General features: G+C 47.7%; 12 protein-coding genes. 10 read left to right on the top strand and 2 right to left on the bottom strand.

The features are described 5' to 3' along the window. Positions 1–4: 4 nt before the first annotated feature. Positions 5–1,501 (top strand): tripartite tricarboxylate transporter permease, encoded by a 1,497-nt coding sequence (locus ACE1TF_RS13650; RefSeq protein WP_375017524.1) that lies wholly within the window; start codon positions 5–7, stop codon positions 1,499–1,501. Positions 1,502–1,550: 49 nt separating this feature from the next. Here ACE1TF_RS13650 and ACE1TF_RS13645 read toward each other — a convergent pair whose 3' ends face one another. Further along, positions 1,551–2,678 (bottom strand): hypothetical protein, encoded by a 1,128-nt coding sequence (locus ACE1TF_RS13645; RefSeq protein WP_375017523.1) that lies wholly within the window; start codon positions 2,676–2,678, stop codon positions 1,551–1,553. 96 nt (positions 2,679–2,774) lie between these two features. Further along, positions 2,775–2,966, bottom strand: a complete 192-nt coding sequence (locus ACE1TF_RS13640; protein ID WP_042398832.1) for a superinfection immunity protein — start codon at positions 2,964–2,966, stop codon at positions 2,775–2,777. A gap of 274 nt (positions 2,967–3,240) precedes the next feature. On the opposite strand from ACE1TF_RS13640, the gene ACE1TF_RS13635 reads away from it, so the two are divergent. The 9 genes from ACE1TF_RS13635 (at position 3,241) to ACE1TF_RS13595 (ending at position 13,351) form a co-directional block, all read left to right on the top strand. Continuing rightward, positions 3,241–4,395 carry a ParM/StbA family protein gene (locus ACE1TF_RS13635; protein WP_042398838.1) on the top strand — a complete coding sequence of 385 codons (1,155 nt, stop codon included), beginning with the start codon at positions 3,241–3,243 and terminating at the stop codon, positions 4,393–4,395. A gap of 13 nt (positions 4,396–4,408) precedes the next feature. Further along, positions 4,409–4,750: a hypothetical protein gene (locus ACE1TF_RS13630; protein WP_042398841.1), complete on the top strand. Its 342-nt coding sequence runs from the start codon at positions 4,409–4,411 to the stop codon at positions 4,748–4,750. Between the two features lie 320 nt (positions 4,751–5,070). Continuing rightward, positions 5,071–5,826, top strand: coding sequence for a 2-phosphosulfolactate phosphatase (locus tag ACE1TF_RS13625; RefSeq protein WP_375017520.1), 756 nt, complete (start codon positions 5,071–5,073; stop codon positions 5,824–5,826). Further along, a complete protein-coding gene (locus ACE1TF_RS13620) occupies positions 5,810–6,883 on the top strand; it encodes a phosphotransferase family protein (RefSeq protein ID WP_375017518.1) in 1,074 nt (357 codons plus the stop codon). Before ACE1TF_RS13625 ends, ACE1TF_RS13620 begins: the two co-directional genes overlap by 17 nt. Beyond that, on the top strand, positions 6,873–8,099 hold the full coding sequence (locus ACE1TF_RS13615) for an acyl-CoA dehydrogenase family protein (RefSeq protein ID WP_375017516.1): 1,227 nt from the start codon (positions 6,873–6,875) through the stop codon (positions 8,097–8,099). Before ACE1TF_RS13620 ends, ACE1TF_RS13615 begins: the two co-directional genes overlap by 11 nt. After that, the gene (locus ACE1TF_RS13610) at positions 8,096–8,875 is read left to right on the top strand and encodes a glucose 1-dehydrogenase (protein WP_375017514.1); all 780 of its coding nucleotides are present in this window, start codon (positions 8,096–8,098) and stop codon (positions 8,873–8,875) included. The genes ACE1TF_RS13615 and ACE1TF_RS13610 overlap by 4 nt, the downstream gene beginning before the upstream one ends. A gap of 149 nt (positions 8,876–9,024) precedes the next feature. Then, positions 9,025–10,032, top strand: a complete 1,008-nt coding sequence (locus ACE1TF_RS13605) for a hypothetical protein (protein ID WP_042398861.1) — start codon at positions 9,025–9,027, stop codon at positions 10,030–10,032. 1 nt (position 10,033) lies between these two features. Further along, complete coding sequence (locus ACE1TF_RS13600) at positions 10,034–11,587, top strand: sigma-54 interaction domain-containing protein (protein WP_375017512.1); 1,554 nt, start codon at positions 10,034–10,036, stop codon at positions 11,585–11,587. 198 nt (positions 11,588–11,785) lie between these two features. Beyond that, positions 11,786–13,351 carry a long-chain-fatty-acid--CoA ligase gene (locus ACE1TF_RS13595; RefSeq protein ID WP_375017510.1) on the top strand — a complete coding sequence of 522 codons (1,566 nt, stop codon included), beginning with the start codon at positions 11,786–11,788 and terminating at the stop codon, positions 13,349–13,351. Positions 13,352–13,354: the final 3 nt, after the last annotated feature.

Genomic DNA, 13,354 nt, shown 5'->3' with positions numbered 1-13,354 from the left:
GGGAATGGATGTATTATTGCAAAGTATGAGTAGTATGTTTACGCCGATGGTTATTGTTCTCATGATTCTGGGTGTGTTTATCGGTCTCATCTTCGGCACGGTTCCAGGATTAACATCAACGATGGGCATGGCCTTGTTTGTTCCATTTACGTTTACACTCGAACCGGTTCAAGGGATCAGTTTCCTAATTTGTCTTCATCTAGGTGGCGTTTCAGGTGGGCTTGTTGCCTCCACCTTGCTAGGTATTCCCGGTACACCATCGTCCATTGCGACGACATTCGACGCGTACCCAATGGCGAAAAACGGTCAGCCCGTTCGTGCACTTGGTATTGGTGTCATTGCATCTTTAGTTGGGGGAATTCTAAGCTTTATTGCTCTAGCGACGATTTCTCCTATTATTTCAAGGTTTGCCGTACAAATGGGTCCTTTTGAATTTTTCGCACTCATCTTCTTTGCTTTATCTTTACTCGCTGTGCTAGCGCAAGGCAGTATGCTAAAAGGCATCACTGCGGGATTTATTGGATTGGCGATTGGTATGGTCGGTTTTGCCCCTGTTGATGGCCTTGAAAGATATACATTTGGTGTTTTAGAGCTTAAAGGTGGCATCGCTTTACTGCCTCTTATTATGGGACTATTTGCGATTGCACAAATCCTATCAGAAATTCGCGCTGGAGATAAGAGACAGGAAATGAACTTTAAGGTAAAAGGCATCGGCATAAAGATGGCGGAATTTTTCGCGAATAAATGGAACCTGTTGCGCTCTTCGGTGATTGGAATTGCCTTTGGGATTTTACCGGGCCTTGGAAGTGGGACGAGTAACCTTGTTGCATATGCTCAGACAAAACAAGCTGCGAAGGACAAAGAGAAATTTGGAAAAGGGGCTCCAGAAGGTATCTATGCCTCGGAGTCGGCGAACACAGCAGCGGTTGGTGGATCTTTGATTCCGATGCTTACCCTTGGTATCCCTGGAGACACTGTAACTGCAATATTACTCGGTGGATTTATGATCCACGGTATTCAGCCTGGACCTTTGTTTTTCGCTGAAAATCGAGATATTGTAAATGTTGTATTTATTGCATTCTTTGTAGCCATTTTCCTTGTGCTACTTTTCCAGTTATTCGCCATGAGGTTCTTCACCCGTGTTCTAATGGTTCCAAAAGAATATCTCTTTCCTGTCATTCTCGTCTTATGTTTTATCGGGGCGTTTGCAACGAATTCATCCTCATTTGATATTGGTGTGATGCTTTTCTTCGGAGTGATTGGGTACATACTGCTACGAAGTGGTTTCCCAATAGCTCCGCTCATATTAGGGTTTATTTTAGGTCCTTTGCTAGAGACTTATTTACGCAGGGCTCTCATGTCGACTGGGGAAGTGACGGATTTCTTTACACGTCCGTTCTCGGCAATATTCATTTTGTTAGGTATTGCTTGTGCAGTGTATACACTGGTGAATGAAATTCGTTCCAAGAGAAGTAAGCAAGCACCTAGCGTTGGTATGTAAATAACAAGGCCATGAACATCTGATCATGGCCTTGTTATATAATGGACCGTCATTCCTTCACAAAATCAACGGCAAAGGTTGCGCTTGCCCCCATGAAGGCGATGCAGCCGATCGTTTCGGTGAGTGATAACTGGTCGGTGTTAAAGTTGAACGTAATCACGCACGGTTCAAAGCCGTCATATTGGACGGTGTAGGTCGCAGTATCGACACCTCGTTCGACGGTACCGCCATCGCTCGTACCGATTGCAGCCACGCCGCCCATTGACAGTACGGTTTCAAATTCAAACGATGTGTCAGTCACGTTCCAAATATTCATGTTCCCGAAATTGCTCACCCATGTCCCTTCAATTGTCGGAGGGGCGGCTTCAAACTGGTCTTCAACGGCTTCCTCTGCGCTGCTAGTATCCGTATCAGAAAAAATGCTCGTCGGTATATCATGCATCACTGGCTCAGCGCCTTCTGTGTATCCATAAATTCCGCGCTCGGCACTTTCGGCGACGAAAATTGTCTCGCCCGCGTCCTCGAACTCACCAAGCACTTCGGCATCGGGATGGTTTTTAGCAATATAGTTTTCAAATTCTTCCAGACTCACTGAAATTGATCCCAAATCTTCCTCATAATTATACCCTGCAAATACCCACGCATCATCCTGAGCTTCGAACATCAGAATGGCCTTTCCTGGCGCAACGGGACCCGTGCCAAACGTATAGTAGGATACCGACAACTCTTCCTCATTTACATCATGCACGTCGGTCGCAATGAGCGCCTCAGCACGGTCCAACCCTTGGTGCCCGTGGGCGAACGCCTCTTCAAATCGGCCACTTTCTATCCAATAAGTATACGTCTCATCCGCAAAGTATGGCTGCACTTTCTCATCCAACACAGCGTAATCAATCGGCTCCAACGTGCCTTCTAAATAAGGATCTATCCAATTTTGCTCTTCTGCGAGAGCGTACAGTTCGGTAACTAAACGATCATACACGTCGAGTGCATCATCCATATGTTCTTCCGGGGTACGTTCAACTGGCTCTTCTTCGACTTCTTCAACCTCGAGTTTTTCGACCGTACTTGCGGTATCTTCTTCGAGCTCAGCATCAACGGAACAACCGGCAAGCACGAGTGAAGCCGTGAAAATGGCGACGATTCCACTAGAGTTTCTTCGTAGTTGTTTTTTCATAGATGTTCTCCCTATATTTGAATAATATGTATCATAAATATGACATAATACCCACATATATGCAACGAAACAAAAAAAAGACACGCCGAAGCGTGCCTAATCTTTGAGTAATGCCCAAACCAATGAGCCTACCCAGCCAAGAAACGTCCATCCTGCTAATAGATTCAAAACAAGAATCGCAATCTTGTTCTGCTTGTTTCTTGCAAAAGCAATAATAGTCGGTACGAAATAGACCGCAACCCCTACGAGGGCACCGATCGCAAGTAATAGGAATAGAAAAATTTCCATCGTGTCACTCCTTCACTTATTATTTCGGCGGAAAGAAAAGGATTTCCAGCCCAAATCTCGAAATGAATAAATGAAGAACAGGTCGGAACGTTTTGTCGAAAAAGGAATCTTTTTGCAACCTTTTGTCAGGAGTCTTGAAAACTACGATAAATTTCTCATTCCATTTCCTAGTAATTTTCAGTATGATATTCCATAAGGAAACCATAGAAAAAGTTTAAAAGATTCCTTTATGGTTTCTTTTGACAAATATGAACGATAAAAGGAGAGCTGATTGATGCTAATCGCAGCCGATCTAGGAAACTCAGAAACAAAGGTATACATGGATGACGTCTTTATGAAACAGCCGTCAGTTATTAAACGACTTTTCTCTAAACCAGAAAACCAAGAACAAGATGTCGAGAAATCAATGATGAACCTCGACGAAGAATTACTCGTCAACGTTTCTTCCACGTCGATTCGACATGACGGACTGTTTATGATCGGCAAGCGCGCAAGCCGCTCGTCTGACGTCGAGAACATGAACATTAAACTCGGCAACAAGTACAAGCATGACTTACCGATCGTCGTGCTGCTCGGTATGGTCGCAAGCCACGAAGTGACGAACCACTACAACGAGAAGAACGAATTGCCATCTTTCCTTGAGGTGAACGCCAAACTATCAACGGCAATCCCTGCAAGTGAGCATACGAACGAGAAAGCGGACAAGCTTCGCTCGAGACTGAGTGACCATAAGCATAACGTCACGCTTCACGTTGGCGAGCAACAAGTCAACCTCGTCGTATCTTTTGACGAAGTAAATGTGACGCAAGAAGGGATTCCAGCGCTGTATGCACTAAGAGGAGCAAATAGCGATATTTTAAGTGACTACGCGAGTCTGTATAGCTACAATGGTTCTCAAGAGAAACTAGACAAGTTCCCGAAAAAGCTTGCTGAGAAAAATATCGTCCACGTCGATATTGGGGATGGTACCACTGAATTTAATTATACAGAAAAACTAAATCCAGTCCTTGATTTGAGTGACGGTCAGCGTTTTGGTGTCGGTCATGCGACGCAAGAGGCGATTCGTCTTTTGAAGGCGGAAGTTGGCGGATATTTGGAGTTGAACCGTCAGCAGTTTATGGACATTCACCGCGACCGCAACAATACGCTCCATAAAGATGCGGTGCAGAAGCTCCGCGAAGCGAAGTATACGCAGTCTCGGTTGTTGCTTGAGGCGGTTCAGGAGAAAGTGTTGCAAACGGCGGGTCGTGTGAATTACATCATGGTATATGGTGGCGGCAGCATTCAGTTTAAGCAAGAGTTGTACGAAGATCTCGTTGATTTTGCTGAAGATGCGAAGCTTGAAGTCATTTGGGTGCCAGAGCAATTTGCGATTAACATGAACGTTGATGGTTTGAAGATTCTCAACGAAAAAGTACTCTATGTATAGGATGTGATTCCGGATGAGAAACAGTTATACATGGAAGCTGAACAAAGAAGAGAACGCTGAAAAGATCAATGAGTGGCTAGATTCCCAGAAGAACATCCGCGACTCGTTGTCCTTTGCCGTGCAGCTCATGCAGCAGCACCTCGGCAACGTTGACATTCGCAGCTTTGAGAACGCCAATGAACTGATGAGGCTTTTCCAAGAAGCTCAAAGTGCCCAACCGCAAGCCGAAAAAGAAACCGCCGCTGCGAGTGACTCCGCTCGTCCCGACCGCCGCCACATCCCGTCGCCATTCGAAGAAGAAGACGACGATTGGGCCGGCGTCATCGACAAAGGCGCCTTATTCGGAAGAAAATAATCATCAGACGCCCCGCACACGTTGCGGGGCGTTTTTGTGCGTGGCGGGGTGCGGTTGAATCTGCGCGCAAGTTTCGGGAAAAGAGCGCTAAAACCGTTAAAAAGCGCAAACTTGATCGCAGAACACGTCAACTAGAGCGCAGAATCCGAGCGCGAGCGTGAACCGACCCCCGCTAGCTCCCCCATCCCCGCCCCACAATTAACTCAAGTTTGACTCAATCAACTCAAATGTGAATTGCCAAGCCGAAGAACGGACGGATATTGTTGTTGTTCTTGGCTTGGCATTTTTTTTGCATCTGCTATCTGTATGGAGGTGTCGATGTGAAGCGTTGCAGGTTGTGGCTTTCAAAGGAAGAGGTTGATCGTGATCGACTGCGAGGGAAGATGGTGATCATTATTGATGCGTTGCTTGCGACGACGACGCTGATTACGATGATGGAGCGTGGGGCTAAACGCGTGTACCCGGTTGATTCGCTAGAGGAGGCCGATCGAGTCCAAACGTCGCTAGCTCCTTCGATTCACGCAATCCGTGGTGGGGAACAAGGTGGGTTTCCTGTGAACGGATTTGAGATCGGTCATCTCCCGACAGAATATCCCGAAGATGTGGTCGCGGATGCACACATTATTTTTTTATCAACGAATGGTACGAAAGCGATTCGTAGGACGGACGCGGCATCCAAGCGGTTGCTGTGCAGTTTTCGGAATGTGCATAAGGTGGCGGAGTATGTGCAGGCGGTGAACCCGGAAGAGGTGGTGATCGTTTGTTCTGGTGCGAGCGGTCATTTCTCAATGGAGGATTATTTGTGTGCTGCCCGGTTTCTCGAGCTGTTAGACCTTGAAAATGTGAAGCTAGATGATGCGAGTATTCTTGCGACGCACACTCGTTATACCGATCGGGAGATTGCCGCACTCGTTTCGAAGAGTCGCATCGGTCGCTCGATGGTGAGAGAAAATCTTCAGGAGTTGCTCGATTTCGTGCTCGGCTTTCGGACGCAGTCGCTTCTCGTTGAAGTAACGAATGAGGGGACGTTATCTGTTTTAGAAGAGGGAGGAATTGTACATGAGTGCGCAGAATGAGACGATTGCGGTTCGCCCGGGAGAAGGGTTGGACGTGTCGGCGTTATCCAACTTTCTTACAGGTGCATTCGACAAATTTCCGGCGGATGAACCGCTCGTAGTGACGCAGTTTCCGGCAGGGGCTTCAAACCTTACGTACTTGCTTGAGTGCGGTTCGTTTGAAGCAGTGCTCAGGCGACCGCCGTTCGGCCCATTGCCAGCAAAAGGTCACGATATGAAACGTGAATATCAATTCTTGAAAGCGCTATCACCGGTCTTTTCTTATGCGCCTAAACCATTTGTTATAGGGGAAGACACAGAGGTGATGGATGCGACCTTTTATGTGATGGAACGAAAGCGCGGCGTTGTCGTCGACAAGAGAACATCAGGTGTCCAGCCAACGGCGGAACAAGCGCGGAACATATCGGAAATGTTTGTACGGCTGTTAGCGGATTTGCATCGGGTTGATCCAACTTCAGCTGGTTTGGATGCTTTCGGCCGTCCGGAAGGCTTTATGGAACGTCAAGTGAAGAGTTGGATCCAACGGTTTGAGCGAGTGAAAACCGAGGATGAACTGGGATATGAGAGGCTGAAGGAATGGATGCTCGCAAACATCGTAACGAGCGGTGAAGCGACGGTCATTCACAATGATTTCAAGCTGAACAATTTGCTCTTTTCTACGGATTTGAGTGGCATCGAGGCTGTCGTTGATTGGGAAATGGCGACCGTGGGTGACCCGTTATTTGACCTTGGGGTAGCGCTTAGTTACTGGACAGAGGCGGGGGACTCGCCTCGGTTGCAAAATGGGTTTAAGTCGGTGACGACGAATGAAGGGTTTTTCACACGAAATCAATTCATTGAGCGATACGAGCAGTTAACAGGCAGAAATTGCGATGATATTTTATTTTATCAAGTGTTTGCGTACTTTAAGCTAGCAGTTATCGTTCAGCAAATCTACTATCGTTGGAAAGTGGGTCAAACCGAGGATGAGCGATTTAAGATGTACGGTCCGATGGCAGGTGAGCTGATCAAGCAAGCGGTCTACATGATGGAAGGGGAGAAGAAGCTTGAATTTTGAGTATAGTGACAACGTCCAACAGCTGCAAAGCGATGTGCGGACATTCATTGAACGCCATGTGTTGCCAAATGAAAAGGTGTATGCCAATCAGCTAAACGAGGCTTCGTCTCGGTGGTTGGTACCGCCGGTCATTGAAGAATTGAAGAAAGAAGCACAATCAGCACGGCTTTGGAATTTGTTTCTTCCTGAATCTGAATACGGTGCGGGCCTTACGAATGTTGAATATGCGCCGTTATGCGAAGAGATGGGGCGAACGAGTATCGGGCCAGAAGTGTTTAATTGTTCGGCACCGGACACAGGCAACATGGAGACGCTTGTCCGTTATGGAAATGAAACGCAAAAGGAGCAGTGGCTCCAACCGCTCTTAGCGGGTGAGATTCGTTCAGCATTTGCGATGACTGAACCCGACGTGGCGTCCTCGGATGCGACGAACATTGAGACGCGTATGGAGCGCGTTGGTGAAGAGTATGTGATCAACGGGCGGAAATGGTGGACGTCTGGCATTATGGATCCGCGCTGTGATGTCCTTATCGTGATGGGGAAAACCGATCCGTTCGGTCCGACGTACACGTCACAGTCGATGATTTTAGTTCCGAGGAATACACCGGGCATTACCGTTCAGCGACATCTGCCGGTGTTTGGTTACGACGATGCTCCCCACGGACACGGGGAAGTGACGTTTGACAATGTGCGCGTGCCTAAAGAGAACATGCTTTGGGATGTGGGCAAAGGATTTGCGATTGCCCAAGGTCGTCTCGGACCCGGTCGAATTCATCATTGCATGCGTCTCATCGGTTTGGCGGAACGGTCGTTGGAATATATGTGCGATCGTGTGTATGCGAGGTCTCCGTTTGGAAAGCCACTCGCAGAGCAAGGTGTCGTACAAGAGTGGATTGCTGATTCACGAATAGAGATTGAACAGGCTCGATTGCTCACACTAAAAGCGGCGCACATGATGGATACGGTCGGAAACAAACAAGGGAAAAAAGAGATTAGCATGATCAAGGTCGTTGCACCGAACATGGCACTGCGTGTTATTGATCGGGCAATTCAAACGCACGGGGGTGCAGGTGTGAGCGATGACTTCCCGCTGGCAAAAGCGTGGGCAGGAGCAAGAACGCTTCGTTTAGCGGATGGTCCTGATGAAGTGCATCGACGTGCCATTGCCCGGCAAGAATTAAAGCCATATCGCGTGAAGGAGGAGGCAGCAAAATGAGTGTGATGAATTTGTTTGACCTTAAAGGAAAAGTGGCGATTATTACTGGTGGTGGTCGTGGACTTGGTGAAGGAATGGCAGAAGCATTATCTGAAGCTGGTGCAACGGTTGTACTTTGTTCTCGCAAGGTAGAAGCTTGCGAAGAAGTGAAAAAACGAATCGAAGAAAAGGGCGGGAAAGCAAAGGCGCACGCTTTAGACGTCACCGACGCGGAACAAGTGGAGCGTGTCGTCGCGGCTGTTCAGGAAGAGTACGGGCACATCGATATTCTCGTCAATAACAGCGGCACATCTTGGGGTGGCTATCCCCCTGAAGAAATGCCGATTGATAAGTTCCAAAAGGTTGTAAACGTCAATTTAGTCGGTGCGTTCATCATGACACAAGCAGTTGGAAAACGAATGATCGCCGCTGGGACGAAAGGGCGGATTGTAAACATTGCCTCAATTGCAGGTTTTCGTGGCTCGAAGCCTGAAGTGATGCAGGCGATTGGGTATAACAGCAGCAAAGGCGGATTAATTACGATGACGAAAGACTTCGCTGTTAACTGGGGCAAATACGGCATTACCGTCAACGGCATCGCCCCTGGGTTTATTCCGACGAAGATGACGAAAGACGTGATCGCGCCAATTGAAGACAAAATGATTGCAAACGTACCGGTCGGCCGTCTCGGTCAAATCCAAGATATGCAAGGGGCTGTCTTATATTTGGCATCCGACGCCGCCTCATTCATGACGGGCCAGATGTTGATACTTGACGGTGGTGTCCTCTCACAATAAAGGGTTACCATGCAAAAAAAGGCGGCGTTGTTCACGACAACCGCCGCCTAAGCTCGATTTAACAAACCTCTTTCCTCCCCTCTGATTTCTAAAATGTGCAGGAATTCCATGTGTAAAGGGAGTAAAATACATAGACGGGGAGGCGATCAATGATGAAGACAAACCATTACATAGTCGTTATTTTGGCGATGATTTTGACAGGGTGCGGGATGGGTGGTGCGGAGAGTGGGCCAGCGGAGCCTGATGTGGAGATTACCGCTTCGGTTGAAGATCAGACGTATACACTTGAAGACACGCTCGCGATCCACACCCGAGTAGAGAACGTTTCAGATGAGCCAATTGAATATACGAGCGGCAGTTGTGATCATCACCCGACGTTAGAGATGGGGGACCTGGGGTATTTTTTCGAAGGTGATTACGGGGAAGAAGGCATGCCGGTCTGTACGATGGAGCTCCGCTATCTCGAATTGGCGAGTGGGGAAGTACTGGAACATACATACACATTTAACGGCCGACGATTTTTAGATGATCCGCGGATTTATCAAGACGATGAGCTATCATTTACTGTTGCATTTAACGACGAATCGATTCGTGAACTGATTGACTTGGATATCAAACCGACCGATTTGGACCGGGTATCACTCACACGTACCTTTCAAATGATTGAAGAGCATGAAACCTTTCAAGCGTACCTTGGCGAACACGACCTATCTGCTCCCGCTGAGGAAAACTTGACGGTCGCAAACGAACAGTATGACCATACCCACGTTGTTTATGAGCTTCAGTTGGATGAACAGACTTCATTTATCATACGTGTAAACGCTGACGAAAATGAGATTCACCACATTTCATATGAACATTCTGATGGGGAAACCGTTTCATTTGGCGACGTGTACACGACAACATTGACGAAAGAAATGGAGAACACGTATATGTCGAAAGGAGATGAACGCTTGACTGCGCTCGTAGAGCTTTACGAAGACGCACAAGACGAATGGGAAGAGTTCATTGATGAATACGATGCAAAAGCGGACCAAGGAATGGTGAGCGTATCCGCTGTGAATTACGTTAAGATGTCCCAAGATGAGCGCGTGCAACACATCCAGTCGATGGAGCACTCAGGCTTAGTCGTACCTTATACAGAGGGGGATGAATGAGGTGGAGCGTTGCTTTGCTCATGTTGTGACCGATATGAACGGTGAAATTGTCCAAGCGAACGAAGTGTTCTATGAATGGTTCGACGTTGCTGAGCCTTCTGTGAGAGGCGAACTCCTGTTGCACTTATATGCTACCCGGTCGCGTGAACAACCTGTCCAGTTCGATGGCACACGCTATCGCACTTTGACGTTTCTTAAAGACGAGGACGGTCTGTTTTCTCACCTTATATTTCAAGATGATTTGTTCGTTGATTTGTACAATGTGGTGGAGCGGTCGTATGATGGCATTTCTATGACGGATGTGCACGGGGTGACGAAGCTGGTGAATGGTGCGGTGGAACGATATACCGGCATTCCGCGTGAGTATTTTCTCGGGAAAAGTGCGGATCGCTTGGTGACGCGAGGGTTCTTGCAGGAATCGGTCACGGCAAAAGTGCTGGCTGAGCGCAAGCCGGTTACGGTTTTTCAAGGTGGGACGAATGATCAACAAATTGTGATGACAGGCTCGCCGCTGTTTAATGACACGGGTGAGATTCAGCAGGTGGTCATTAATTTTCGCGATATTAGTGAGTTGGTGTATTTGTACCAGCAACATTTGCAAGAGAAGCAAGTGAATGATTATAGTGGCGAACGTGCGGAGCATCAAGATGTAGAAATGCAGCAAATTTCATCGATGGTGAAACGTGTCGCGAATGTGGATGCGACGGTGTTGTTTATGGGAGAGACTGGCGTTGGAAAAGATGTGTTTGCAACGGAACTTTATGAAAGAAGCCGCCGTTCTGAACATGGTGATTTCATTAAGGTGAATTGTGGAGCGATTCCGATGGACCTTTTGGAGTCTGAACTGTTTGGCTATGAAGATGGTGCATTTTCAGGGGCGAAGCGTAAAGGGAAGCCAGGCATGTTTGAGTTGGCAGACAAGGGCGTGTTATTTCTAGATGAAGTAGGGGAGTTGCCGAGCACGTTACAAGTGAAGTTGTTGCGTGTGTTGCAAGATGGAGAAATTCGTAGAATTGGTGGTACGAAAACGAAGTTTGTAGATGTGCGCATTGTCTCGGCAACGAACCAGAATTTACGAGAGATGGTGAAAGACGGTACGTTTCGAGAAGATTTATATTACCGGCTAAATGTGTTGCCGATTAAGATTCCACCGCTTAGGGAGCGAAAGAATGATATTGATTGGTTCGCTCAACATTTTATGGATCAATACAGCCGGAAATATCGGGTAGAAAAAACGTATTCAGAAGACTTCAAGATATGGATGCGAGCGTACCATTGGCCGGGCAATATACGTGAATTGGCGAATCTGATTCAGCGCCTCGTCATTACGGTGCCAGACATGATGATCGATGTTCGTCATTTGCCAGCGGACTACGCTAAGCCTGTTCAAGATGGCGGGGATAACTTATTAAAGAGAGCGGCGGAAAATGCAGAGCGGGAGTTGCTAGAAAGGACGTTCGCGGAGCATAAGACGACGTATGAGGTCGCCCGCGCTTTAAATTCTAGTCAGGCTACGGTGGCGCGTAAAATGAAAAACTACGGGATTAACGTATAACAAGACGTACCTACACGACGATGGGTGCGTTTTTGTTTTGCACGCTTCATCATTCCCTGCAACTCATACTTGGATTCGCATAACTCATATTTGAATTGGTACGTTGGCGGGATGTCCGAACCGCGGGAGTTTCAGGTTGGCATGAGTGTTGCAATATAAAAAAGTAAGCGCTTACAAATGATGATTGGAGGTTTTTGTATGGGAAATGAGTTTGTGTACGAAGACATCACGATTCCTGAGATGTCAATGCCTGAGCTTTTGCATGAAAGCGTGGCGAAGCATAATGTAAAACCGGCGATGACCTTTGCCGGAGTCGAGACGACGTATTCAGAGCTGCTGGACCGGGTCCAGCGTGTCGCAAAAGGGTTAAAAAATCGAGGTGTATCCCGCGGTGACCACGTCGCGCTCATGTTGCCGAACTGCCCACAATATCCAATCAGTTATTATGCGACGTTGTATCTCGGTGCTGTCGTTGTGCAAGTAAACCCGATGTATCAGCCCGATGAGTTGCAACACGTGCTTTCCGATGCGGACGTGAAATTGCTCATCGTTCTCGACGATTTACAGCCAGTGTATGAAGCGATTAAAAGTGAGACTGGAGTAAAAGAAGTAATTTCTGTGTCACTGACAACAGCTTCTTCCTTTGATGAGTTGACCCAAGAGGAACCGATAGAAGACGGCCCGGTCATAATTAACCCGAAACAGGATGCCGCGGTTATTCAATATACTGGTGGGACGACAGGGCGTTCAAAGGGTGCTGTCCTCACCCACTTCAACATCGTTGCCAATACGTTGCAATCTTCTGCCACTCAAACCGTTCAACAAAATGTAGGGAACGAAAAGGTTTTGACTGTGATCCCGCTCTTTCACGTCTACGGCATGACGAGTGCGATGAGTCTGACGTTCTATCGCGGCGCTAACATGCTCTTACTTCCGCGTTTCGATGTAGAGCAAGTCGTGGCCATGATCGAGACCGAGAAACCGACGAGTTTTCCAGGCGTGCCGACGATGTATATGGCATTGCTTCAGTATTATCAAAGGAAACCGTTTGATCTCTCTTCCTTATCGGTGTTTACGAGTGGCTCGGCGCCGCTGCCGGTTGAGGTGATCAAGAAAGTGAATGGATTAACGACATCGCCGGTGCTAGAAGGGTTTGGTTTATCAGAGGCGTCGCCAGTTACGCATCGAAATCCGCTGGACGGGATGCAAAAGACGGGGAGTATCGGGGTGCCGATTCCGAATACGAAATCGAAAATCGTTGACATCGCTACGGGTGCGGTTGACTTGCCGGCGGGTGAGGTCGGAGAGCTTGTTATTGCGGGTCCACAGATTATGAAGGAGTATTATAAACTGCCTGACGAGACGAGGAATGCGATTCGTGATGGCTGGTTGTATACCGGGGACTTAGCGAAGATGGACGAGGATGGCTATTTCTTCATTGTCGGTCGTAAGAAAGAGATGATTATTGCGAGTGGTTTTAATGTGTATCCGATTGAGGTGGAGGGTGTGATTTACAAGATTCCGGGTGTGCAGGAAGCGGCTGTGATTGGTGTGCCTGATGCATACCGGGGCGAGACGGTGAAGGCTTTTGTTGTTAAGGATAAGGATGCGTTGCTTCGTGAGGAAGATATTGAATCGTATTGCAAAGAGAAGCTTGCGTCGTATAAAGTTCCAAAGGCGATTGAATTTCTAGAAGAGCTCCCGAAAACGGCCGTCGGCAAAATATTGAAGCGGGAATTGGTCCGCACAGAAAAGACGAAATAGTGA

This window comes from Geomicrobium sp. JSM 1781026, from assembly GCF_041949955.1.
Lineage (GTDB): Bacteria > Bacillota > Bacilli > Bacillales > Marinococcaceae > Geomicrobium_A.
Note: the sequence above shows the minus strand (reverse complement) of the source record. Positions and strands in the feature narration are given on the sequence as shown.